14 protein-coding genes are annotated in these 25721 nt (G+C 68.4%); 8 read left to right on the top strand and 6 right to left on the bottom strand.

Annotation, left to right across the window (positions count from 1 at the left end):
* Positions 1 to 396 carry a GtrA family protein gene (locus tag N536_RS0125520; RefSeq protein WP_029116222.1) on the top strand — a complete coding sequence of 132 codons (396 nt, stop codon included), beginning with the start codon at positions 1 to 3 and terminating at the stop codon, positions 394 to 396.
* Here N536_RS0125520 and N536_RS39400 read toward each other — a convergent pair.
* Genes N536_RS39400 through N536_RS0125505 form a run of 3 tightly spaced genes read right to left on the bottom strand, consistent with a single transcriptional unit; the run spans position 377 to position 2966 of the window.
* Positions 377 to 700 carry a type VII secretion target gene (locus tag N536_RS39400; RefSeq protein WP_036437628.1) on the bottom strand — a complete coding sequence of 108 codons (324 nt, stop codon included), beginning with the start codon at positions 698 to 700 and terminating at the stop codon, positions 377 to 379. The genes N536_RS0125520 and N536_RS39400 overlap by 20 nt on opposite strands.
* Entirely contained in the window at positions 697 to 1212 is a 516-nt protein-coding gene (locus tag N536_RS0125510) for an LppA family lipoprotein (protein ID WP_029116221.1), read from the bottom strand. Before N536_RS0125510 ends, N536_RS39400 begins: the two co-directional genes overlap by 4 nt.
* The gene (locus N536_RS0125505) at positions 1209 to 2966 is read right to left on the bottom strand and encodes an alpha/beta hydrolase (RefSeq protein ID WP_029116220.1); all 1758 of its coding nucleotides are present in this window, start codon (positions 2964 to 2966) and stop codon (positions 1209 to 1211) included. The genes N536_RS0125510 and N536_RS0125505 overlap by 4 nt, the downstream gene beginning before the upstream one ends.
* 105 nt (positions 2967 to 3071) lie before the next feature.
* Between N536_RS0125505 and N536_RS0125500 the strand changes: the two genes are divergently transcribed.
* Genes N536_RS0125500 through N536_RS0125470 form a run of 7 tightly spaced genes read left to right on the top strand, consistent with a single transcriptional unit; the run spans position 3072 to position 17737 of the window.
* Positions 3072 to 4436, top strand: coding sequence for an FAD-binding oxidoreductase (locus N536_RS0125500; protein ID WP_029116219.1), 1365 nt, complete (start codon positions 3072 to 3074; stop codon positions 4434 to 4436).
* Positions 4437 to 5201 (top strand): decaprenylphospho-beta-D-erythro-pentofuranosid-2-ulose 2-reductase, encoded by a 765-nt coding sequence (locus tag N536_RS0125495; RefSeq protein ID WP_029116218.1) that lies wholly within the window; start codon positions 4437 to 4439, stop codon positions 5199 to 5201.
* 32 nt (positions 5202 to 5233) lie between these two features.
* Positions 5234 to 7090 carry a galactan 5-O-arabinofuranosyltransferase gene (locus N536_RS0125490; RefSeq protein WP_197040228.1) on the top strand — a complete coding sequence of 619 codons (1857 nt, stop codon included), beginning with the start codon at positions 5234 to 5236 and terminating at the stop codon, positions 7088 to 7090.
* A 16-nt stretch (positions 7091 to 7106) separates the two neighbouring features.
* Positions 7107 to 10367, top strand: a complete 3261-nt coding sequence (locus N536_RS0125485) for an arabinosyltransferase domain-containing protein (protein ID WP_051574760.1) — start codon at positions 7107 to 7109, stop codon at positions 10365 to 10367.
* A gap of 55 nt (positions 10368 to 10422) precedes the next feature.
* A complete protein-coding gene (locus tag N536_RS0125480) occupies positions 10423 to 13674 on the top strand; it encodes an arabinosyltransferase domain-containing protein (protein WP_029116215.1) in 3252 nt (1083 codons plus the stop codon).
* Complete coding sequence (locus N536_RS0125475) at positions 13671 to 16862, top strand: arabinosyltransferase domain-containing protein (protein ID WP_029116214.1); 3192 nt, start codon at positions 13671 to 13673, stop codon at positions 16860 to 16862. Before N536_RS0125480 ends, N536_RS0125475 begins: the two co-directional genes overlap by 4 nt.
* Complete coding sequence (locus N536_RS0125470) at positions 16859 to 17737, top strand: MBL fold metallo-hydrolase (protein ID WP_029116213.1); 879 nt, start codon at positions 16859 to 16861, stop codon at positions 17735 to 17737. Before N536_RS0125475 ends, N536_RS0125470 begins: the two co-directional genes overlap by 4 nt.
* A gap of 4 nt (positions 17738 to 17741) precedes the next feature.
* On the opposite strand, the gene N536_RS0125465 is transcribed toward N536_RS0125470, so the two are convergent.
* The 3 genes from N536_RS0125465 to pks13 are packed head-to-tail and all read right to left on the bottom strand — an operon-like array spanning position 17742 to position 25702.
* Positions 17742 to 18743 carry a DUF4331 family protein gene (locus N536_RS0125465; RefSeq protein WP_029116212.1) on the bottom strand — a complete coding sequence of 334 codons (1002 nt, stop codon included), beginning with the start codon at positions 18741 to 18743 and terminating at the stop codon, positions 17742 to 17744.
* Positions 18744 to 18800: 57 nt separating this feature from the next.
* Positions 18801 to 20381 carry an acyl-CoA carboxylase subunit beta gene (locus tag N536_RS0125460; protein ID WP_051574759.1) on the bottom strand — a complete coding sequence of 527 codons (1581 nt, stop codon included), beginning with the start codon at positions 20379 to 20381 and terminating at the stop codon, positions 18801 to 18803.
* Positions 20382 to 20386: 5 nt separating this feature from the next.
* A complete protein-coding gene (gene pks13, locus N536_RS0125455; protein WP_029116210.1) occupies positions 20387 to 25702 on the bottom strand; it encodes a polyketide synthase Pks13 in 5316 nt (1771 codons plus the stop codon).
* Between the last annotated feature and the right edge of the window lie 19 nt (positions 25703 to 25721).

The raw sequence follows: 25721 nt of genomic DNA, 5'->3' as shown, positions 1-25721 counted from the left end.
ATGTCACCCAACCTGAGCCTGACCACTCAGGCGTGGCGGTTCATCGTCACCGGCGGTCTTTCCGCGATCGTCGACTTCGGCCTCTACGTGCTGTTCCTACGGCTCGGCCTGCACGTGAACGTCGCCAAGACGCTGAGCTTCATCGCAGGCACCACGACGGCGTATCTGATCAACCGGCGGTGGACCTTCCAGGCGCCGCCGAGCAGGGCCCGGTTCGTCGCGGTCTGCGCGCTGTACGCCGTCACCTATGCCGTGCAGGTCGGCATCAACTACCTGTTCTACGTCCAGCTGGCCGATGAGCCGTGGCGCGTGCCCGTCGCGTTCGTCATCGCCCAGGGCACCGCGACGGTGATCAACTTCGTGGTGCAGCGGGCGGTCATCTTCCGGTTGCGATGACGGAAACCGAATCGGCCAGCACCACAGCGCATTCCAGGTCCTGGCGGTCGTAGTCGTCGGCCGCCGCGCGCAGTTTGTCGCCCAGCTCGGTCAGGTCGGTCCGCAGCCGGTTGGTCTGCTGTTCCAGGATGTCGATGAACTTCTCGAAACCGCCCCGGCCCGCCGACTTCCACGCACCCGACGTGCCGGACATCGCGCCCGCAAGCGCGGCACGACTGGACGAAGCGTCCCGCCCGACGAGTTCGGCGTGATCCCCTGACCGCCGGAGTTCGGCGGTGACGACGTAGATCTCGGGCGCCGTCACGAGCGCCTGCACAGGATGGCGCCGGTGATCAGCGCTGCGTCGCGCGAGCCGAAGACGAGTTCGAGGCCGTCGTCACTGGTGAACCGTGCGTCGTGGTTGCCGCTCGAATTCTGTGGTGCCGAAACGTTTTTCAGTCCCTCGTCGGCGGCGAGCCGCCGCACCACCGGGAACGCTTCGTCCCACTGCGCATCGGTCAGGGGCGTCGCCGAGGCGAGCTTGCGCAGGAATCGCGACGCGCCCTTCTGCCCGTCCTTGGTGTCCACCGCGCAGCCGGCGTTGCCTTCGCTGCCGCCCCACTGCCACGGGTCCGTCGCGGGGGCGATGCGGGTGACTTCGGCGCGGACCCGTTCGATCAGGTCCAGCATCTGGGCGCGGGTCTGTTCGATGTCGGGAAGGTTGGCGATGTCGATCACGTGCCCGTCCTCCTTGCTGGTGGTGGTGGATTCTGGGGTGCCGCCACAGCCGGACACCGTCAGCAGGACGGCCAGGACGACGGCCAGCGCGCGCATCATGGCCGCACCAGCAGGCCGGGTACCCCGGCCAGTCCACCGGTGATGATCGCCAGGTTGTAGCCGGTGGTGCGGAGGTAGCCGTTGCCGCCGAAGCGCGGGTACTCCGAGTGGCCGGACGCCCCGTCCCTGGCCACGCCGTCGTGCGTCGTCGTGGCGCCCGTGGACAACTGCTCCAACGGCAGCGTCGTCGGGTTCGGGCCCAGTTGACCCAGGTCGCCGAGGGCAGGAAGGGGAAGGCCAAGCAGCGTCGGGTTGCCCGACACCGGATCGTTGGGCGTCGACATCACGTACGCGTGGTGATCGGCCAGCGACAGATCCGCTTCGTCGCCGATCGGGACCGCACGTTCCAGCGGCCCCCACCCGACGGTCCGATCGGTGGAGCCCAGCCCTGGCGAGCCGTAGAACGCCGCGTCGTCGACAACGCCGGTTTGGCCGAGTTCGTTGAGCGCCTGCGCGGTGGTGAGCGAGCCGTACGAGTGTCCGAGCGCCGACAGGTGCACGTCCGACCCGTGCTCGTTGGCGGCGTTGATGCCGCGGTAGAAATCGGCCAGGTCGGGCGCGGCGTCATTGGCGCGCCCCTCATACCCCGCCTGCAGGATCGAGATGTCGTCGGTGTCCGGCGGGTCGTAGCCGAGCCACGCGATGGTCGCGACCTGCTGATCCAACCGGCCCGACAGAGCCAACTGGCTCTCGGTCTCCGAGCGCAGCGCGCTGGCCTCCAACACCATGGCCGGAAGGCTGGTGGGGTGGGTGTTCATGCCGGGCGTAGTGACCGCGACGTGTTCGGCGGTGTCCGGGTTGCCGACCGCAATGGCGGCGCGCGGGTCCCGTCCGCCGGGAAACTCCAGCAGCATCAGATACCGGTCGGGGTCGTAGCCCTTCGACGGATCGTTGTTCACCGACAGCGCCTCCCTCATAGCCTTGGCGTTGTCCAGCCGGGTGTGCCGATCGGCCCCCACCTGGGTGTAAACGGCGGCGGCCTGCGCCGGGTCCATCTCGGGATGGCTGCGGATGAAGTCGTCCCGGCTGCCGAGCCCGTCGACGTCGCGCTGGGCGGCGGCGAGTTCACGGTCGAGTGCAGGGATGTTGGCCGCACTCCGGGCCCACGCGGGCACCCCGTCCCGGTTGCCGATCCACTCGGGATGTTCAGCGATGACCTTGCGTTGTTCGCCGTCCGACAGTGTGTCCCACCACGCGTTGACGTCCTTCGCGTCGCCCTCTGGTGGATACGGCGCGGACAGCCCGCCGTCGGTGCCGCCGCCCGACGTGACGTCACCGTGCTCGAGGTGGCCGAACACTTCAGCGCAGTCGGCGTCGACGTCGTCGGCCTGGTGAATCAACGCCTTGGCGCGGGCCTCGATGTCGTCCGCGAACGCCCGCAGCTCGTCGCGCATGTCCGAAGGCGCGCTGATCGTCACGTCCCCGAAGTCGGACAACTGCAGCAGCCCGCCCTGGGCGGCGACGTCGGCCCGCACCGCCTCGATCCCGGCCTGCAATTTCGCGACCGCGGCCGCCATCTCCTCGGCGAGCTGGTGCACCGCACGGATGACGGCCGCGTCGTCGAGCACCTTCGAGGTGGTCGAGCGGATGCGTCCGCGGGCGGCGTCGGCGGCGGGTGAGTCCCACCCCGGCAGCTGCGAGATCAACTCCAGTTCGTCGGCGACCCCGTCGATGGTCTTCAGTTCGTCACCGAGCTCGAACGCAATCGACAGCAATGCCCCCACGCTCCAGGACTCGATCTCGCTCAGCTGCAACTGAACGCTCCTCACCTTCCCTTTGGCGACCCTACCGCGCACCGGAGGGGGTCCCGAGCAGCAACTTTCCCGGGCCGCGGGGGGCCGCACGGTACCCTCTTCACGATGTCTGCAACCACCACCAAGCGGCTGATGGGTTGGGCCCGCACCGCGCCGAGCGTCGCGCAGGTGCTCTCGACGCCCGATCCCGAGACCATCGTCAAGGCCGTCGCGAACGCCGACGGACGCGGCCTGATCGCGCGTGGATTGGGCCGGTCCTACGGCGACAACGCGCAGAACGGCGGCGGCCTCGTCGTCGACATGACCGCGCTGAACAAGATCCATTCGATGGATCGCGACAGCCACCTCGTCGACGTGGACGGCGGCGTGAACCTCGATCAGTTGATGCGGGCGGCGCTGCCACTCGGCCTGTGGGTCCCCGTCCTTCCCGGGACCCGCCAGGTCACCATCGGCGGCGCGATCGCCTGCGACATCCACGGCAAGAATCACCACAGCGCGGGCAGCTTCGGCAACCACGTCCGGTCGATGGACCTGTTGACCGCCGACGGCCAGGTCCGCCGCCTCACCCCCGACGGTGACGACGCGGAGTTGTTCTGGGCCACGGTTGGTGGCAACGGGCTGACCGGCATCATCCTGCGCGCCACCATCGCGATGACGCCGACCGAGACGGCGTACTTCATCGCCGACGGCGACGTCACGCGCACCCTCGACGAGACCATCGCCTTTCACAGTGACGGCAGCGAGGACGACTACACGTACTCGAGCGCCTGGTTCGACGCCATCAGCGCGCCGCCCAAACTGGGTCGCGCCGCGATTTCCAGGGGTTCGCTGGCCACGCTGGACCAGTTGCCGAAGAAGCTGCAGAAGAATCCGCTGAAATTCGATGCGCCGCAGCTACTTACGGTGCCCGACATCGTGCCCAACGGCATGTTGGTCGGCAAGTACACGTTCGGGCCGATCGGTGAGCTATGGTACCGCAAGTCGGGTACCTACCGCGGCAAGGTGCAGAACCTGACGCAGTTCTATCACCCGCTCGACATGTTCGGCGAGTGGAACCGCGCCTACGGGCCTGCGGGTTTCGGCCAGTACCAGTTCGTGGTGCCCACCGAGGCCGTCGACGAGTTCAAGCGCATCATCGTCGACATCCAGCGCTCCGGGCACTATTCGTTCCTCAACGTGTTCAAGCTGTTCGGCGCCGGTAACCAAGCGCCGCTGAGCTTTCCGATTCCCGGTTGGAACGTGTGCGTCGACTTCCCGATCAAGCCCGGCCTCGGCGAGTTCCTCAACGAGCTCGACCGCCGAGTGCTCGAGTTCGGTGGGCGGCTGTACACCGCCAAGGACAACCGCACCACCGCCGAAACCTTCCACGCCATGTACCCGCGGATCGACGAATGGATCGCGGTGCGCCGCAAGGTGGATCCCGACGGCGTCTTCGCATCGGACATGGCCCGACGTTTGGAGTTGCTCTAAATGGTTTTCGATGCGGTCGGCAATCCGCAGGCGATCCTCGTCCTCGGCGGTACGTCCGAGATCGGCCTGGCGATCTCGGAGCGCTACCTGCGCGACGCGAAGGCCCGCGTGGTTCTTGCGTGCCTTCCCGACGACCCCGGCCGCGACGCCGCCGTCGCGCAGATGAAGGCCGCGGGCGCCAAGTCGGTTGAGGTGATCGACTTCGACGCCGTCGACACCGAGAGCCACCCCAAGGTGATCGACCAGGCGTTCGCAGGCGGCGACATCGACGTCGCGATCGTGGCGTTCGGCCTGCTCGGCGACGCCGAGGAGTTGTGGCAGAACCAGCGCAAGGCCGTGCAGATCGCCGAGATCAACTACACCGCAGCCGTTTCGGTGGGCGTGCTGCTCGGCGAGAAGATGCGCGGCCAGGGATCGGGCAGGATCATCGCGATGAGTTCGGCAGCCGGGGAACGGGTGCGTCGGTCGAACTTCGTCTACGGCTCCACCAAGGCGGGTCTCGACGGCTTCTACCTCGGACTCGGAGAGGCATTGCGCGAGTTCGGTGTTCGCGTCCTCGTCATCCGGCCGGGACAGGTCCGCACCCGGATGAGCGCACACGTCAAGGAAGCGCCGCTGACGGTCGACAAGGAGTACGTTGCCGAACTGGCGGTCACCGCATCGGCCAAGGGCAAGGAACTGGTATGGGCGCCGGGAGCGTTCAGGTACGTGATGATGGTGTTGAGGCACGTTCCGCGTCCGATCTTCCGCAAGCTGCCGATCTGAGTGCCGGCGGGCAGGAGCGAAGCGACCCGGGGATGAGCTCTGCGCGGGTGCCGATGAGGACGCTCGGCCAGATGGCCGCTGCCGCGGTGGTTGCCGCGCTGGTCGCAGTCGTCGCCTTGGCCGCCATCGCACGCGTCGAGTGGCCGGCCTTCAACTCGAGCAACCAGCTGCACGCGCTGACGACGGTCGGCCAGTTCTTCTGTCTCGCAGGAATCTTCGCGGCGGGATGGGCCTGGCGGGCGGGGCGCGCTTGGCTCGCCAGGACCGCAGCCGTGGTGTTCCTCTCGGCCTTCTCCGTCGTCACCCTCGCCATGCCGCTTGGCGCCACCAAGCTGTACCTGTTCGGCATCTCCGTCGACCAGCAGTTCCGCACCGAGTACATGACCCGGCTGGCCGACTCGGTCATCCCACGCGACATGACCTACATCGGGTTGCCGCCGTACTACCCGGCCGGGTGGTTCTGGCTGGGCGGCCGGCTCGCCGACCTCACCGGCATCCCGGCGTGGGAGATGTTCAAGCCGTGGGCCATCATCTCCATCACCGCCGCCGCGGTCGTCGCACTGGTGTTGTGGGCGGCCATGATTCGCTTCGAGTACGCGCTCATCGTGTCCACCGCGACCGTCGCCGCCATGCTGGCGTACTCGTCGACCGAGCCCTACGCGGCCATCATCGTCGTGTTGCTGCCGCCGGTGTTCGTGCTGGCGTGGTCGGGACTGCGAGCCGGTGCCAGATCGGGTGGCTGGGCCGCGGTGATCGGCGTCGGCCTGTTCCTCGGTTTCGCCGCACTGTTCTACACGCTGCTGTTCGGGTACGCCGCGTTCACGCTGGCGCTGATGGCGCTGATTCTCGCCGTGGCGAGACGCGCGTGGGATCCGCTGCTGCGGGTGGCGGTGCTCGGCGTCATCGCGGGAGCCATCGCCCTGATCGGCTGGGCTCCGTATCTGATCGCCGCCGCCAAGGGCGCCCCCGCCGATAAGGGGACCGCGCAGCACTATCTGCCTGCCGACGGTGCGCAGCTGACGTTCCCGATGCTGTCCTTCACGCTGCTCGGCGCGCTGTGCATGGTGGGCACGGTGTGGCTGGTGGTCTACGCGCGCACGTCCACCCGTGCCGGCGCATTGGCCGTCGCCGTGCTGGCGGTCTACGTCTGGTCACTGCTGTCGATGGTGACCACGCTGGCGGGCACGACGCTGCTGTCGTTCCGCCTGCAGCCGACGCTGACCGTGCTGTTGACCGCGGCGGGCGCGTTCGGATTCATCGAGGCGACGCGCGCGATGGCGGCGCGCTCTACCCGGTCAGGCCGACGCATCGTCGCGGCCGCCGCGGCGGTGGGCGCCATCGGCGCGATGACGTTCAGCCAGGACATTCCCGATGTGCTCCGACCGGACATCGCCGTCGCCTACACCGACACCGATGGCTACGGCCAGCGCGCCGACCGCAGGCCGCCCGGCGCCGAGAAGTACTACGGCGAGGTCGACGCCAAGATCCGTCAGGTGACCGGCCGGCCGCGCAACGAGACCGTGGTCATGACCGCCGACTACAGCTTCCTTTCCTATCTGCCCTACTACGGGTTCCAGGGCCTGACGTCGCACTACGCCAACCCACTCGCGCAGTTCAACGAGCGCTCGGCGGCCATCGAGGGCTGGGCGACGCTGACCAAGCCCGACCAGTTCATCGCTGCCCTCGACGGCATGCCGTGGCGGCCGCCGACCGTCTTCCTGATGCGCCACGGCGCGAACGACACCTACACGCTGCGACTGGCCAGCGACGTGTACCCGAACCAGCCGAACGTCCGCCGCTACCAGGTTGCTCTCGACGCGGCGCTGTTCGAAGATCCGCGCTGGGACGTGTCCGACATCGGGCCGTTCGTCCTGGCCATCCGGAAGTAACGGCGGGAAACCTCACATGACCAGTGACGGGTCGGCACAGGCCCAGCCACTAGCATCTACGCCCGTGGTCCAAAAAGCAGCGACGGGGACCAACCACCGGACCGCGCGCGCCGTCGCCGTCGTCGCCGGTCTGCTCGGCGCACTGCTCGCCATCGCCACCCCCCTGCTGCCCGTCACGCAGACCACCGCCAAGCTCAACTGGCCGCAGAACGGCGTGCTGCAGAGCGTCGACGCCCCCTTGATCGGCTATGTGGCCACCGACCTCGAGATCACCATCCCGTGCAGTGCCGCCGCTGGGCTGACCGGGCCGCGCACCGTGCTGCTCTCCACGGTTCCGAAGCAGGCGCCCAAGGCCGTTGACCGCGGACTGCTGATCGAACGGGTCGGCGACGACATCCTGGTGATCGTCCGCAACACTCCGGTGGTCAGCGCACCGCTGAATCAGGTGCTCAGCCCGGCCTGCGAGCGGCTGACGTTCACCGCTCACGCCGACAAGGTCACGGGTGAGTTCGTCGGACTGGTGAAGGGACCGGACGCAGATGACCCCGGCGCGCCGCTGCGTGGTGAGCGTGGGGGCTACGACTTCCGGCCGCAGATCGTCGGTGTCTTCACCGACCTCGTCGGGCCCGCGCCGCCGGGGCTGACGTTCTCGGCCACGATCGACTCGCGCTACAGCAGTTCGCCGACGCTGTTGAAGACCCTCGCGATGATCGTCGGGGTGGCGATGACGGTCGTCGCCCTCGGTGCGCTGCATCTGCTCGACACCGCCGACGGCATGCGGCACCGGCGGTTCCTGCCGCCGCGGTGGTGGTCGATGAAACCGCTCGACGGGCTCGTCGCCGCGGCGCTGGTGTGGTGGCACTTCGTCGGGGCCAACACCGCCGACGACGGCTACATCCTGACCATGGCCCGGGTATCCGAGCACGCCGGCTACATGGCCAACTACTACCGCTGGTTCGGTACGCCCGAGTCACCGTTCGGCTGGTACTACGACCTGCTCGCGCTGTGGGCGCACGTCAGCACCGCCAGCGTGTGGATGCGCCTGCCCACCCTGGTGATGGGCCTGGTGTGCTGGTGGGTGATCAGCCGCGAGGTGATCCCGCGGCTGGGGCATGCGGTGAAGGTCAACCGCGCGGCCGCATGGACCGCGGCGGGCATGTTTCTGGTGTTCTGGCTGCCGCTCAACAACGGCCTCCGGCCCGAGCCCATCATCGCCCTCGGCATCCTGCTCACCTGGTGCTCGGTGGAACGGGGGGTGGCCACCAGCAGACTGCTTCCGGTGGCGATCGCGGGCATCATCGGCGCGCTCACCCTGTTCTCCGGGCCCACCGGCATCGCGGCGGTGGGTGCGCTGCTCGTTGCCGTCGGACCGCTGAAAACGATTGTCTCCGCGCATACTTCACGTTTCGGCTATCTGCCGCTGCTGGCACCCATTCTGGCCGCCGCCACCGTGACGATCATCCTGATCTTCCGTGACCAGACCCTGATCGGGGAGCTGCAGGCCAACTCATTCAAGTCGGCGGTCGGTCCGAGCCTGAGCTGGTTCGACGAGCACATCCGCTACGAACGGCTGTTCACCACCAGCCCGGACGGCTCGGTGGCCCGACGGTTCGCGGTGCTGACCCTGCTGCTGGCGTTGGCGACGGCGGTGGCGATGACCCTGCGCAAGGGCCGGATTCCAGGCACGGCGGCTGGACCGAGCCGCCGCATCATTGGCATCACGATCATCTCGTTCCTCGCGATGATGTTCACCCCCACCAAGTGGACGCACCACTTCGGCGTGTTCGCCGGTCTGGCAGGGTCATTGGGCGCGCTGGCCGCCGTCGCGGTCACTGCGGCCGCGATGGGTTCGCGCCGCAACCGCACCATCTTCGCCGCAGCGGTGCTGTTCGTGATGGCCTTGTCATTCGCCAGCGTGAACGGCTGGTGGTACGTGTCGAACTTCGGCGTGCCATGGTCGAATGCGTTCCCGGAGTGGCACTTCGGCTTCACCACCTTCCTGCTCGGGCTTTCGGTGTTGGTGCTGATCGTGGCAACGTGGTTCCACTTCTCCGGCAGAGACGCGCGGCCCCCCGGTGACGGGACCGGGCGGTGGACGCGAATCAAGCAGGCACCCTTGGCCATTGCCGTATGGCTGTTGGTGATCTTCGAGGTGCTGTCGCTGACGCTGGCGATGATCGACCAGTACCCCGCGTGGTCCGTCGGCCGCTCCAACCTCGACGCGTTGACCGGAAAGACGTGCGGCCTCGCCAGCGACGTGATGGTCGAACAAGACCCCAATACCGGCCTACTGCAACCCGTCAGCGCGCCCGTCGGCGAGGCGCTTGGCGCCGTTGCCGCACAGGGCTTCAACGCCAACGGCATTCCCGCCGACCTCTCCGCGGACCCCGTCATGGAACCGCAGGGCAGCGGCAACTTCGCCGACACCGACGGCTCGGTGGTGACGGGCAGCGAACCCGGAACCGAGGGCGGCACCACCGCGGCGGCAGGGGTCAACGGGTCCCGCGCCCGGCTGCCGTACAACCTCAACCCTGCGCGCACGCCCGTCATGGGCAGCTGGCGTTCGGGCACGCAGCAGCCCGCGGTGCTGAGGTCGGCCTGGTACCGGCTGCCGCCACGCGATCAACGCGGCCCGCTGCTTGTCGTCGCCGCCGCGGGACGGTTCGACCCGGGTGAAGTGCTCGTGCAGTGGGCCACCGACGAACAGGCCGCCAAGAACCAGCCCGGCGGCGGCCTCGGTTTCGCCGACGTCGGCGCGGCGCCCGCCTGGCGGAACCTGCGGGCACCGATGTCGGCCATCCCCGACGACGCCACCCTGGTGCGGCTCATCGCCACCGACGACGACCTCGCGGCTCAGCACTGGATCGCGGTGACTCCGCCGCGCATCCCGCAGCTGCGCACCCTGCAAGACGTCGTCGGCTCGGCCGATCCCGTGCTGCTGGACTGGCTCGTCGGCCTGGCGTTCCCGTGCCAGCGGCCGTTCGGCCACCAGAATGGCGTCACCGAGGTGCCCAAGTGGCGGATCCTGCCCGACCGGTTCGGTGCGGAGGCCAACTCGCCGGTCATGGACTACCTCGGCGGCGGCCCGCTCGGCATCACCGAACTGCTGCTGCGGGCGACGCCCGTGCCGACCTACCTGCGCGGCGACTGGTTCCGGGACTGGGGAGCCCTGCAGCAGCTGACGCCCTGGTATCCCAACGCCCAGCCGGCCCGCATCGAACTGGGCACCGCCACACGCAGCGGCTTGTGGAGCCCTGGGCCGCTGCGGCTGAGCTGATCGCTGCCGCATGGCTCCGCAACCCACACGGGGTCGTCGCATACCCTTGAGCGTCGTGCCCGCCCGGACTCTTCGACTCGTCGCGATCATCGCGGGCATCGCAGGTTTGCTGCTCTGCGCACTGACACCGCTCCTGCCGGTCCGCCAGACCACCGCGACCATCGCGTGGCCGCAAGCCGTCGGCTCCGACGGCCTGATCACCGACGTGACCGCTCCCCTGGTGTCCGGCGCGCCACTGGCGCTGGACGCCTCCATTCCATGCCTTGCGGTTGCGACGCTGCCCGAGACCGGCGGCCTGGTCTTCTCCACCATCCCGTCCGGTGGCATCGACGCGAGCCGCTACGGTCTGTTCGTCCGCGCGAACGCCGACACCGTCGTCGTCGCGTTCCGTGACTCGGTGGCCGCCGTCGCTCCTCGGCCTGCGGTCGAGTCCGGCGCGTGCAGCACGCTGCACCTGTGGGCCAACGCCGGCAGCGTCGGCGCTGACTTCGTCGGCATCCCCGGCGCTTCGGGCACCGTGCCGATCGAGAAGAAGCCTCAAGTGGTCGGCGTGTTCACCGAGCTGAAGGTGGCTGCGCAACCCGGCTTGAGCGCACGCATCGACGTGGACACCCGCTTCATCACCGCCCCGACCGTGCTCAAGACGGTGCTGATGGCACTCGGCGTGCTGGCCACGCTGGCGTCGGTCGTGGCGCTGGCGATGCTGGACGCCCGATCGGGCAGGCGGGTGCCGCGTGCGTGGCGAAGGTTATGGCGGGTCGGGCTGGCCACGTGGCTGGCCGACGCCGTCGTCGTCGGCACCCTGGTGCTGTGGCACGTCATCGGGGCGATCTCGTCCGACGACGGCTACAACCTGGCCATCGCGCGGGCATCCGCCGACGCAGGCTACATCGGGAACTACTACCGCTACTTCGGCGCCGCCGAGGCCCCGTTCGACTGGTACCAGTCGGTGCTCGCCCACCTCGCCGCAATCAGCACGGCAGGCGTGTGGATGCGGCTACCCGCCCTGCTGGCAGGCATCGCGACCTGGCTGCTGCTGTCCCGCTGGGTCATCCCACGCCTCGGCCGACGGCTGGCGGTGAACCGGATCGCGGTCTGGACCGCGGGTGCCGTGTTCCTGGCCAGCTGGTTGCCGTTCAACAACGGCCTGCGACCCGAACCGCTGATCGCGTTCGGCGCCCTGCTCACCTGGGCACTGATGGAGTACGCGATCGGCACCCGCAGGCTGTGGCCGGCCTGCGCGGCCGTCGTCGTCGCGGCGTTCACCGTGACGCTCGCGCCGCAGGGCCTGATCGCGCTGGCCCCGCTGCTGGTCGGCGCGCGAGCCGTCGCAAGCATCGTTCAGCGCCGCCGCGGCACCGATGGCCTGCTCTCCGCAATCGCCGCGCTCGCAGCGTCCGCCGCGCTGATCTTCGTGATCGTGTTCCGCGACCAGACCCTCGCCACCGTCGCCGAGGCGGCCAGGATCAAGTACTCCGTCGGCCCCACCATCCCCTGGTATCAGGACTTCCTGCGCTACTACTTCCTCACGGTCGAGGACAGCGTGGACGGATCGCTGTCCCGGCGGTTCTCGGTGCTGATCCTGCTGCTGTGCCTGTTCGGCATGCTGGCCGTGCTGCTGCGCCGGGGCGGCCTGCCCGGCATGGCCACCGGCCCGGTGTGGCGGCTGATCGGCGCCACTGCCGTCGGTCTGCTGCTGCTGACGTTCACGCCGACGAAGTGGGCCGTGCAGTTCGGTGTGTTCGCGGGCATCGGCGGCGCCCTCGGCGCCGTCACGGCGTTCACGTTCTCCCGGGTGGGCCTGCACAGCCGACGCAATCTGGCGCTGTACGTCACCGCGCTGCTGTTCGCGCTGGCGTGGGCGACGTCGGGGCTCAATGCCTACTTCTACGTCGGCAACTACGGGGTGCCGTGGTTCGACAAGCAACCGGTGATCGCGGGCCAGCCGGTGACCAACATGTTCCTGGCGCTGGCCGTCATCAGCGGCGTGCTGGCCGGCTGGCTGCACTTCCGGATGGACTACACCGGACACACCGAGGTGGCCAACACCCGGCGCAACCGCGTGCTGGCGTCCACCCCGCTGCTGGTGGTGGCGACGCTCATGGTGCTGCTCGAGGTCGGGTCGATGGCCAAGGGCGCGGTGGGCCGCTATCCCGCGTACACCACCGCGAAGGCCAACGCCGACGCCATCGTGTCCGGGCTCTCGAAGGACAGCTGCGCCATGGCCGACGACGTGCTCGTCGAGCCCGACACCAACGCCGGGATGCTGCAACCCGTCCCCGGGCAACGCTTCGGTCCGGACGGACCGCTCGGCGGACTCGACCCGACGGGCTTCACCCCCAACGGGGTCGCCGACACGCTGGAGCCGCCCGAGCCCGTCGTCGCCAACCCCGGCACCGTCAACTCCGACGGTTCCCCCAACAAGCCGAACGTCGGCATCGGCTTCGCCGCGGGCACCGGCGGCGGTTACGGCCCGGTCGGTGTGAACGGCTCCCGGGTGTTCCTGCCGTTCGGGCTCGACCCGGCGCGCACCCCGGTGATGGGCAGTCACGACGAGAACCGGGTCGCTGCCAAGGCCACCTCGGCGTGGTACCAACTGCCGCCGCGCACACCGGACCGCCCGCTCGTCACCGTCGCCGCCGCGGGCGCCATCTGGTCCTACGAGGAGGACGGCAGCTTCCACTACGGCCAGTCGCTGAAACTGCAGTGGGGCGTCAGCAGGCCCGACGGCACGTTCCAGGCGCTGGGCCAGGTGCAGCCGATCGACATCACGCCGGGCAACGCCTGGCGCAACCTGCGCTTCCCGCTGGCCTGGGCCCCGCCCGAGGCGAACGTGGCGCGCATCGTCGCCGACGACCCGAACCTGTCCACCGACCAGTGGTTCGCGTTCACCCCGCCGCGCGTGCCCGTCACGGAGACCGCGCAGCAGCTGCTCGGTTCGCAGACACCCGTGCTGATGGACATCGCCACCACCGCGAACTTCCCGTGCCAGCGGCAGTTCACCGAGCACCTCGGCGTCGCCGAACTCCCGGACTACCGGATCCTTCCGAACTTCAAACAGGTGGTGATCTCGTCGAACATGTGGCAGTCGGCTGAGGACGGCGGCCCGTTCCTGTTCATCCAGGCGCTGCTGCGCACCACGTCGATCCCGACCTACCTGCGCGACGACCCCTACCGCGACTGGGGCTCGATCGAACGCTACGAGCGCGTGGTGCCGGAGCGGCGGGCGCCCAACGCCGTCATCGACCAGGGCTCGATGCGGGTGTTCGGCTGGAGCCGCCCCGGCCCGATCAGGGCGCTGCCATGAAACAAGACGTCAGGACTGCCCGCTGGGTCGCGATGATCGCCGGCCTGATCGGCTTCGTCTGCGCGGTGCTCACACCGTTGCTGCCGGTCGTGCAGACCACCGCGACGCTGAACTGGCCGCAGGGCGGGCAGATGAACAGCGTTACCGCGCCGCTGATCACGTTCACGCCCGTCACGATGTCGGTGACGGTGCCGTGCGACGTGATCCGGTCCATGCCGCTCGAGGGCGGCCTGGTGCTCGGCACGGCGCCTGCCGAGGGCAAGCAGGCCGCGCTAAATGCGCTGTACGTCAACGTCAGCCGCACGCGCGTCGACGTCACCGACCGCAACGTGGTGATCTCCAGCGTCCCGCGGGAGCGGGTGGCGTCCCCCGACTGCCAGCGCATTGAGATCACGTCGTCGGAGGCGGGCACGTTCGCGACGTTCGTGGGCCTGACGTTTCTGCCGGGGACTGAGTCCGCCGGGCAGCCGCTGAGAAGCGGCTTCGCCGACCCGAACCTGCGACCGTCCGTCGTGGGCGTGTTCACCGACCTGACGGGTGCGGCACCGCAAGGACTTTCGCTGTCGGCGACCATCGACACCCGCTACACCACCAAGCCGACCGCGCTGAAGCTGACCGCGATGGTGCTGGCCGTCCTCGCGACCATCGTCGCGCTGGTCGCGCTGTGGCGCCTCGACCAGCTCGACGGCAGGCGGATGCAACGGATCATCCCGTCGCGCTGGCGGACGTTCACCGCCGTCGACGGCGTGGTGGTCGGCGGCTTCCTGGTCTGGCACGTGATGGGTGCCAACTCATCTGACGACGGCTACATCCTCGGCATGGCCCGGGTGGCCGATCACGCCGGCTACATGTCGAACTACTTCCGGTGGTTCGGTAGTCCAGAGGACCCCTTCGGCTGGTACTACAACCTGCTGGCACTGATGACCCACGTCAGCGACGCCAGCATCTGGATCCGACTGCCCGACCTGGTGTGCGCACTGGTCTGCTGGCTGCTGCTGTCCCGAGAAGTGCTGCCCCGCTTGGGTCCCGCGGTGTCGACGAGCCGCGCCGCCATGTGGGCGGCAGGCCTGGTTCTGCTTGCCGCGTGGATGCCGTTCAACAACGGTCTTCGGCCCGAGGGGCAGATCGCGACCGGCGCGCTCATCACCTACGTCCTCATCGAGCGGGCGATCATCAGCGGGCGGCTCACCCCTGCGGCGTTGGCGATCACCACCGCCGCCTTCACACTGGGCATTCAGCCGACCGGCCTGATCGCGGTCGCCGCGCTATTGGCCGGTGGCCGCCCGCTGCTGCGCATCCTGGTGCGCCGCCACCGCATCGTCGGCACCTGGCCGCTGGTGCTGCCACTGCTGGCCGCCGCCTTCGTGATCCTCGCCGTGGTGTTCGCCGACCAGACGTTGGCAACGGTGTTGGAGGCCACCAGGATTCGCACCGACATCGGTCCGAGTCAGCCCTGGTACACCGAGAACCTGCGTTACTACTACCTGATCCTGCCGACCGTCGACGGCTCGCTGTCGCGCCGGTTCGGGTTCATGATCACCGCGCTGAGCCTGTTCGCCTCGCTGTTCATCATGTTGCGGCGCAAGCGAGTTCCCGGCGTGGCGCGCGGGCCCGCGTGGCGACTGATGGGCGTCATCTTCGGCACGATCTTCTTCCTGATGTTCACCCCCACCAAGTGGGTGCATCACTTCGGCCTGTTCGCCGCGGTCGGTGCGGCCATGGCCGCGTTGGCCACCGTGCTGGTATCGCGAGTGGTGCTGCGCTCGGCGCGCAACCGGATGGCGTTCACGGCCGGCGTGCTGTTCCTGCTGGCGCTGTGCTTCGCCACCACCAACGGCTGGTGGTATGTGTCGAGTTACGGCGTGCCGTTCAACAACGCGAAGCCGAAGATCGACGGGGCCACCGTCAGCACGATCTTCTTTGCGCTGTTCGTCGTCGCCGCACTGTGGGCGTTCTGGCTGCACTTCGCGCCGCGGGACCGACCCGAGAGTCGACTGGCGCGGATCGTCACCGCGGCGCCGATCCCGATCACCGCAGGACTCATGGTGGTGATCTTCGTCGCCTCGATGCTGGCAGGCGTGGTGCGGCAGTACCCGACCTACTCCAACGCCTCCTCCAACCTGCGCGCGCTGGCGGGCCGCTGCGGGCTAGCCGACGACGTGCTCGTCGAACCCGACGCCAACGACGGCTTCCTGACTCCCATGCCCGGCAATTACGGTCCGCTCGGGCCGCTGGGCGGCGCGAGTCCGGTCGGCTTCACGCCCGACGGCGTGCCCGAACACATCGTCGCCGAGGCGATCCGGCTGACCAATCCCGCGCCGGGCACCGACTACGACTGGGACGCGCCGGTCAAGCTCACCTCGCCGGGTGTGAACGGCTCGACCGTGCCGCTGCCCTACGGCCTGGATCCCAAGCGAGTGCCACTGGCCGGCACGTATGTCCAAGGCGCACAACAGCAGAGCCGCCTCGCGTCGGCGTGGTACCAACTGCCCGCGCCCGACGACGCACACCCGTTGGTCGTCGTCACCGCGGCGGGCAGCATCACCGGCAACAGCGTGTTCAACGGCCACACCGAGGGCCAGACCGTCGTGCTGGAGTACTCGCGGCCCGGACCGGACGGTGTGCCCGTGCCCGCGGGCCGGGTGGAGCCCTACGACCTCGGGCCCATTCCGTCGTGGCGCAACCTGCGCTTCGCCCGCTCCGAGATTCCCGCCGACGCCACCGCCGTCCGCGTGATCGCCGAGGACCTGTCGCTCACCCCCGGTGACTGGATCGCCGTGACACCTCCACGGGTGCCGGAGCTGCGGTCGGTGCAGGAGTACGTCGGGTCGGAGCAGCCGGTGCTGCTGGACTGGGCAGTCGGCCTTGCCTTCCCGTGCCAGCAGCCGATGCTGCACGCCAACGGCGTCACCGAGGTGCCGAAGTTCCGCATCACGCCCGACTACAACGCCAAGAAGCTGGACACTGACAGCTGGGAGGACGGCCTCAACGGCGGCCTGCTCGGCATCACCGACCTGCTGCTGCGCGCACACGTGATGGCGACGTACCTGTCGCACGACTGGGGCCGAGACTGGGGCTCGCTGCGCAAGTTCGACACCGTCGTCGACGCCCAGCCCGCCCAGATCGAACTCGGCACCGCCACCCGAAGCGGACTGTGGAAGCCGGGGCGGATCCGGATCAAGCCGTGACCGACCGCGTCCGGCTGGGCAACGCCGTCGTCACCCGCGTCGTGGAGACCCGGGTCGAGATGCGCACGTCGCTGTTCGCCGACACCCCGGCCGATGCCTGGCCGGACAACGCCGACCTGCTGGAGCCTGCGTTCTGGAATCGTGAGGCCGACCTCTGGAAGACCGCGATGCAGACGTGGGTCATCGAGGTCGACGGCCTGACCGTGGTGGTCGACACCGGGGTGGGCAACGACCGCGACCGCCCCCAGATGCCGCCGCTGGATCACCTGAACACCGACTACCTGGGTGCGCTCGAGGCCGGGGGCATCGACCCCGCCGACGTCGACGTCGTGGTCAACTCCCACCTGCACACCGACCACGTGGGGTGGAACACTCAGCGGGTTCACGACGAATGGGTGCCCACGTTCCCGAACGCGCGCTACCTGATGCCGGAAGCGGACTACCGGTACTTCGGAACCGATGGCGCGGGTATCGACGAGACGCGGCGAATCCTGTTCGAGGACAGCATCATTCCCGTCGAGGCTCAGACCGAGCTCTGGGCGAAAGATCTCCAGATCAGTGAGTCGCTGCGGCTGCGACCCGCACCGGGCCACACCCCCGGGTCGTCGGTGTTGTGGCTGCACGCCGGCAAGCCCGCCGTGTTCGTCGGCGACCTCACCCACTGCCCCATCCAGATCCCACGGCCCGCCGATCCGTGTGCGTTCGACGTCGATCCGGCCGAGGCCGCGGTCACGCGCAAGCGCGTGTTCACCGAGGCGGCGCGGGCCAGGGCGGCCGTGATTCCGGCGCACTACCCGGGACACGGCGGTGCGACGATCGTGGCCCGCGGTGACCGCTTCGAGGTCGACGACTGGCTGGAACTGCCTGCGATCTAGGCGCCTAGTGCGGTGTCCCGAGGTACGGGAACTCCGCGAGCGTGTCGGTGTGCGGGCTCAGCCCCGTCGGCGGGCACTCGCCCTTGGTGAGGAACGCCAGCCGGTAGTCGATCACGTCGTCGGTGAAGACCCGGCCGTTCGGGTACTTCGCGGGTTTCGACGGGTCGTAGGTGAGCATGTCCGGCAGCGTGCCCTCCTCGTCGATGGCCGCGATGGCCTCCTCGCGGGTGTAGTTGCCGGTGTGGCCCATCAGGTGGATGAACATCCCGATCCACCGCTCACGGTCGCGGACCGGTTCGGAGGCGTTGTACTCCTCCTTGGTGTCGTCGGTGTTGAAGAAGCTGCTCACCGACGGGTGGCCCGCCCGGTCGACGTGGAGCAGTTCACCATCCTTGCGGACGCTGCAGCGGCCCCAGACGCGGATGTCGGGATCGGCGCCGAGAGCGCTCGTCGGCATCTCCAGGACCATCGAGAACACGTTGGCTTCGGTGTTCGAATCCTGGCCCGTCCATGGGGATTCCGACCCGAGGTGCAGATCGGTGAAGTTGCGCTTTCCGGACGTGTCGAAGAGGTTCTTGATGCCGTCGAAGTCGAAGAAGAACGCGTCGCTGCGCGCCCCGGCGAAGAATTTGAAACTGCCGGACTCGTAGATGTTCGGCGTCTTGCCGAACGACACCTCGACGCCGTCGAAGATCTTGGACCCGACGGCTTCGGGCTCCTCGGCCTCGTCGTTCTTCGCGAGGTACACGTCGACCGTCTGCCGTCCGTCGCGCGGCTCGGAGAACACGAAGCTGAACGCGATGTCGTTCTTCAGGTCGCCGTCGTTGTCGATCGCCAGGCGGTAGATCGCGTCGGGATGCAGCGCATCGGCCTGTGGATTGGCGTTCAGGATCAGCACGGTCTTGCCTGCATCGGCAGGCGACTGGAAGGCGTACAGGTCGCAGAGGTCGAGGCGTTGATCGCCGAGCGGGGGTCCGAGGCTCAGGCCGGTGAAGTGGTTTGACACAAGTGCAAATTCAACCCCACTTCGGCCCAGGTTTCCCGTCGAATCGGGATACCGGGATTACAGCGGCGTCAGGCCGTGCTTGCGCAGCACCTTCGGGAAATTCTGCTTGTCCCGCAACAGATGAAGCGACTTGCGGATCAGCAGCCGCGTCTCGTGCGGCTCGATGACCCCGTCGATGTAGCCGCGCTCGGCGGCGATCCACGGCGTGGCCAGGTTGAGGTTGTAGCCCTCGATGAAGTCAGTACGGATCTTCTGCACCTCGGGGGACGTGGGATCCGGGAACCGCTTCACCAGCAGCTGCGCTGCGCCCTCGGCGCCGATCACCGCGATGCGCGCGGTGGGCCAGGCGAAGTTGAGGTCCGCGGACAACTGCTTGGAGCCCATCACGGCGTATCCGCCGCCGTAGGCCTTGCGCACGATGATGGTCACCTTCGGCACGTCGGCTTCCACGATGGCGTTGAAGAACCGGCCACCACGCTTGATGATGCCGCCCTTCTCCTCCTCGACTCCCGGCATGGCGCCCGGGGTGTCGACGACGAAAACGAGTGGCAGATTGAAGGAGTCGCAGAACCGGATGAAGCCGGCCGCCTTGTCGGAGGCCTCGTTGCCCACCGCGCCGGACATGTGCATCGGCTGGTTGGCGATGACCCCGACCGAGCGGCCGTCCACCCTGGCGAACGCGGTGATCATCGACGGGCTGCGCTGGTCGGCGATTTCGAAGACGTCGCCGTCGTCGAAGATCCGCAACAGGACCTCGTGCATGTCGTAGGCCATGTTGTCGCTGTCCGGCACGATCGTGTCGAGTTCCAGGTCGGACGCCGTGATCTGTGGTTCGAGGCCGGGGTTGACGATCGGTGCGTCGTCGAAGTGGTTGGAGGGCAGGAAGTTCAGGTAGTCGCGCACGTACTGGTATGCCGCGTCCTCGGATTCGACGACCTTGTGGATGTTGCCGCGCTGCGCCTGCACGTCGGCGCCGCCCAACTCATCGAAGGTGACGTCCTCGCCGGTGACGTCCTTGATGACGTCGGGACCGGTGATGAACATGTAACCCTGATCGCGGACCGCAACCACCAGGTCGGTCTGGATCGGCGAATAGACCGCTCCGCCTGCACATTTGCCGAAGATCAACGAGATCTCGGGGACCAGGCCGCGCAGCATCTCGTGGCGGCGGCCGAGTTCGGCATACCAGGCCAGCGACGTCGCGGTGTCCTGGATGCGGGCACCGGCCGAGTCGTTGATGCCGATGATCGGGCAGGCGGCCATGGCCACCCACTCCATGAGCTTGGCGACCTTGCGGCCGAACATCTCACCGACCGAGCCCTGGAACACCGTCTGGTCGTGGCTGAAGACGCCGACCGGACGGCCGTTGATGGTGCCGTGCCCGGTAACCACACCGTCGCCGTAGAACGCGTTGGGGTCGCCGGGAGTCCTGGCCAGCGCGCCGATCTCCAGGAAGCTGCCGGGATCGAGCAGCGCGTGGATACGGGCCCGCGCGGACGGGATGCCCTTCTTGTCGCGCCGGGCCTTGGCCTTCTCGTCGCCGGGATCCTTGGCCAGTTCGAGCTTCGCGCGAAGGTCGGCCAGCTTCTCTGCCGTGGTGGCCGCGTGCTGCGTGGTGGGAGACTCGGTTGCCGTCACGTCGCCTACTTAACCTTCTCGTCCGTTTCCGCTTCGATGCGGGTGATTGCCTCGCTCATGTGGGCGCCGACCTTCGCAATGTACGGCTCGTCGATGGCCTGGATGTGCTCGCCCCCGATGTGCACCACCTCGAGGTCGGAGACGAATTCGCCCCAACCGCCGTCGGGCTTGCGGGTGGCGTACGCCGGCTCGAAGACGATGGCGTCATCGTGGTACCGGTCGGCCAGATACAGCGTGACGTGCCCGTCGTACGGCTGGACCTCGATGGTGGCCAGCGCCCGCTGGTCCAGGTACGAGGTGCGCTGGTGCTCGATGATCCCGCCCGGGACCTGCACGCCGCTCTGCGCGACGGCGTCCAGCACGAACTTCACCTGGCCCTCGTCGTCGAGCTTCTCCAGTTCCTCATAGGGGATCTCGGGAATGTCGACGTTGAAGGTGCGCTGGGCGAACAGGGCGTAGCGGTCCCAGCGGGCCCGCATCCCCTCCTTCGACTGATCGATCGGCTCGCCGGGCAGCGCGAGGTCGATGAGACCGACGAACCGCACATCGGCGCCGGCACGCTTGAGACCGATCGCGCAGGCGTAGGCCAGCGCACCACCGAGTGACCAGCCAACCAGCACGAATGGACCGTCGTGCAGTTCCAGCAGTTTGGGCACGTATTCGGCGGCCCGCTCCTCGATGGCGCCCTCGACCCGCTCGATGCCGTACACCGGGACGTCTGCGGGCAGCCGCTTGATCAGCGGCTCGTAAACCACCGTGGACCCGCCCGCCGGATGGAACACGAACAGCGGCACAGGATTCGAGCCCTCGGGCGCCGCACGCAGGGTGCGCACGAACCCGTCCACCACGCCGTCCTCGAGCTGGTTGCGGACGTGGGTGGCCAGTTCCTCGATGGTCTTGGCCGATGTCACGTTCTCGACGGTGATGGTGCCCTCGGCGCGCTCGGACAGCCGCTGCGCCATCTTCTGCGCCGCATCGTCGTCGATGGACGGCAGCGGGTTGAAGATGCCGCCGGGCGACTTGCCGGTCACGATCGCCCAGGTGGCGAAGGTGACGCGCTCGGCCGCATCACGCGGGGGGACGTCGGCGCCGAGCGCCTCGGTGACGGCCTCCTGGGTGAGCACCTTGGCCGCGGCGGCAGCCGCCGTCGCGCTCGGCTTCGCTGGCTCAGCCTGCGGCGGTCCGCTGGGATCGGTAGGCGGCGGCGGGATCTCGAGATCCGCGGCGGGTGCCTCAGTGGACGACTCGGGGGCCGCTTCCGCCATCTTCTCGGCGAGCCGCTCCTCGAGCTCGGCCACCGTGGTGGCACCGCCCATCAGCTCGGCCTGGGCCGCGGCGATCTCCTCGTCGGTCTGCGTCTTCTGGACCTCGGCCAGCTCCTGCACCTCGTCGCGGTGCTCGATGGCGTACGCGATCAGCTTCTCGACGGCGTACAGGTTCGCATCGCGAACGGCGGTCAGCTGGATGGGCGGCAGGTCGAAGTCGTACTCGACGCGGTTCTTGATCCGCACCGCCATCAGCGAGTCCAGGCCGAGCTCGATCAGCGGCACCTCCCACGGCAGGTCCTCGGGCTCGTAGCCCATGGCCCCGCCGACGATGGCGCCGAGTCGCTGCGCGATCGTTTCGCCGGAATCGGGTGACCACTTCGCGAAGCCGGCCGCGAGACCCGCACCGGCAGTGAGGTTGTCACTCAGGATGGCCGCGTCGTCCTCCTCCTCGACGGGAGCCAGCTCGACCGGCGCCGCCTGGGTCACGGCCGCACCGGCACCGACGGCCGTCGGCAGTGCAGTCGCTTGCCCGGCGCGGGTGACGATGGCGTCGTACACCAACGTGAAGGACTCGTCGATGCGGGCGTGCACCTGCACCGTCGCGCCGCCGGGGTGGCGGGCCAGCGTGGTCACCAGGCGGGAATCGTCGGCCGGAACGGCGCGCTGCTCGAAGGCCGTGAGCTTGGCGTCCGGAATGACCTGCGTGGCAGCGGCTTTCACCAACGCCGCGAGGTCGGTCGCGCCGCGCGGTGCGTACTCCCACACGTGCTTTCCGTCGGGCATCGCGACGTGCGAACCGGGGATGAGCGAGGAACCGTCACCGGAGAACCGCACGTCGAGCCAGTGCGGCTTGCGCCGGAAGCGGGTCGGCGGGATGGCCGCGTAGTCGCCCCTGGTGAACAGGGTGCGGAAGTCGAGGTCGTGACCGTGCACGAACAGCTGAGCCATGGCGTTGGCCATCGAGTCGACTTCGTCCTGCTTGCGCGCCAGCGTGGCGACGAGCTGCGCGTCATGCAGGCCGGCAGCGGCCGTGGTCAGGCCAACCTGCATGAGCGCCACGGGGTTTGGCGCCAACTCGAGGAAGGTGGTGTGGCCGTTGTCGACGGCGTTGCGGATGCCGTGCGTGAAGTACACGCTGTGCCGCAGGCCCTTCTTCCAGTAGTCGACGTCGTGGATCGGCTCACCACCGGGCCGGATGAAGCCACCCTCGTGGACGGTGGAGAAGTAGGCGATCTTCAGCGGCTGCGGCTCGATGCCCTGCAGCTCGGCGGCCAGTTCACCGAGCAGCGGATCCATCTGCTGGGTGTGACTGGCGCCCTTGGTCTGGAACTTGCGGGCGAACTTCCCCTCGGATTCCGCGCGGGCGATGATCGCGTCGACCTGCTCGGGCGGGCCGCCGATCACCGTCTGGTTCGGGGCGGCATACACGCACACCTCGAGATCGGGGAAGTCCGAGAAGACCGTCTTGATCTCGTCGGCGGAGTACTCGACGAGCGCCATCAGCCGGATGTACTCGCCGAACAGCATGGCCTCGCCCTCGCCCATCAGGTGCGAGCGCGAGCAGATGGTGCGGGTGGCGTCGGCCAGCGAGAGGCCACCGGCGAAGTACGCGGCCGCCGCCTCACCGAGCGACTGGCCAACCACCGCAGCGGGTTTCGCGCCGTGCGCCTTGAGCAGTTCGCCGAGCGCGACCTGGATGGCGAAGATCGTGACCTGCGTGGTCTCGATGCCGTAGTCCTTCGAATCGTCGAGGATCAGCTCGACCACCGAGTAGCCGAGCTCGTCCTGAACCAGGGCGTCGACCTTGTTGATCCACTCGGCGAAGATCTCGTCGCGCAGGTACAGGCTCTTGCCCATCTTGCGGTGCTGCGCACCGAATCCGGCCAACACCCACACCGGTCCGTTGCTGACCGGGCCGTCGGCGGACAGCACCAGCGGGCTCTGCTTGCCCTCGGCCAGCGCCCGCAGACCCTTGATCGCCTCGTCGTGGTCGTGGGCCAGCACCACCGCGCGGGAGCGGCCGTGGTTGCGCCTCGACAGCGACCGGCCGATCGACTCCAGCGACGCCGCCTGACCCTCCTGGCTTTCCATCCAGTCGGCGAGCTCGGCAGCCGTGGAGCGCTTGCGGGAGGTAAGGAATCCCGAAACAGCCAGCGGAACAAGGGGTTTGGTCGAGTTCTCGGCCTCTTCGGCCGCGAGCTCCTCGCGCGCAATCTCCAGCAGGCGCAGCGCCTCGTCGGTCAGACCGGGCAGCTCCGGCTCCGAGTCGTCCGCGGCAGCCACGTGGTCGGGTTCGTCGTCGTCGATGAATTCGCCGTACTCGTCCATCCGGACCCCGCCGACGTACACCGCGTCGGCATCGGCCGCGGCCGGCTTCTCGGCGACCTGCTCCGGTTCGGGTTCCGGCTCGACGAGATCGGAAGGCAACACTTCGCGCACGACGAGGTGGGCGTTGGCGCCACCGAAGCCGAAGCCGGACACGCCTGCGATGGCGTGGCCGCTGTAGCGCGGCCAGTCGCTCACCGTGTCGTTGACCTTGATCCGGATGGACTCGAAGTCGATGTAGGGGTTGGGCCCGGTGTAGTTGATCGACGGCGGCAGCTTGTCGTTGCGCAGCGACAGCGCCACCTTCGCCAGGCTCGCCGCACCGGCGGCCGACTCCAGGTGTCCCACATTGGATTTCACCGCGCCCAGCAGTGCGGGCTTGTCGGCGGGCCTGCCCTTGCCGATCACCCGGCCCAGCGCATCGGCCTCGATCGGGTCACCGAGGATGGTGCCCGTGCCGTGCGCTTCGACGTAGTCGACGTTGCGCGGGTCGATGCCTGCATCCTTGTAGGCCTTGCGCAGCACGTCGGCCTGGGCGTCCGGGTTGGGCGCCAGCAGGCCGTTGGACCGGCCGTCGTGGTTGACCGCGCTGCCCGCGATGACGGCGATGATGTCGTCACCGTCGCGCCGGGCGTCGGCGACGCGCTTGAGCACCACCATGCCGCCGCCCTCGGAGCGGGCGTAACCGTCGGCGTCCTTGGAGAACGACTTGATCCGGCCGTCGGGCGCCAAAACGCCACCGACCTCGTCGAACCCGATGGTGACCAACGGAGTGATGAGTGCGTTGACGCCACCGGCGAGCACCACGTCGGCGTCACCTGCGCGCAGCGCCTTGACGCCCTCGTGCACGGCGACCAACGACGACGAGCACGCGGTGTCGATCGACATCGACGGCCCGCGGAAGTCGTAGAAGTACGACACCCGGTTGGCGATGACCGCGCTGGAGTTGCCCGTGATCGCGTAGGGGTGTGCGGTGGTCGGGTCGGCGACCGACATGAACATGTAGTCGTTGACGGAACTGCCGATGTACACGCCGACACTGCTGCCGCGCAGGGCCGAGGCGGGGATGCGGGCGTTCTCCAACGCTTCCCACGCCAGCTCGAGCGCCATCCGCTGCTGCGGATCGATGTTGTCGGCTTCCATCTTCGACAGCGCGAAGAACTCGGCGTCGAAACCCTTGATGTCGCTCAGGTAGCCGCCGCGGGTACGCGCCCGCGCGACCCGCTCGGCGAGACGCGGCTCGTTGAGGAACTCCTCCCAGCGGCCCTCCGGCAGGTCGGTGATGGCGTCGCGACCCTCGAGCAGGGCCTGCCACATCTCGTCGGGGGTGTTGAGGTCACCGGGAAAGCGGGTGCCGATGCCGATGATCGCAATGTCGTCGACGTCCTTGGTGCGCGACCAGTCCTCTTCGGTGAATTCGCCGCCCTCGAGTTCCGGCTCGCCCTCGACGATCACGGTGGCAAGCGACTCGATGGTCGGATGCCGGAACGCGACGGTGGCCGTCAGCGTCACACCGGTGAGGTCCTCGATGTCGCTGGCCATTGCGACCGCATCACGCGACGACAAGCCGAGCTCGACCATCGGCGTGGACTCGTTGATCGAATCCGGCGACTGCCCCGTGGCATTGGCGATCCACTTGCGCAGCCACTCCCGCATCTCGGGCACGGTGAGGTCGGTGCGTGGCTGGCTCTGGCCTGCCTCTGGCGAATCGTTCTCGGCGTCAGTCATCTTCACTGCTCACTTTCGC

It is taken from the genome of Mycobacterium sp. URHB0044 (assembly GCF_000620625.1).
GTDB lineage: Bacteria > Actinomycetota > Actinomycetes > Mycobacteriales > Mycobacteriaceae > Mycobacterium.
The sequence above is the reverse complement of the archived record's forward strand: the minus strand, read 5'-3'. Positions and strand labels throughout refer to the sequence as shown.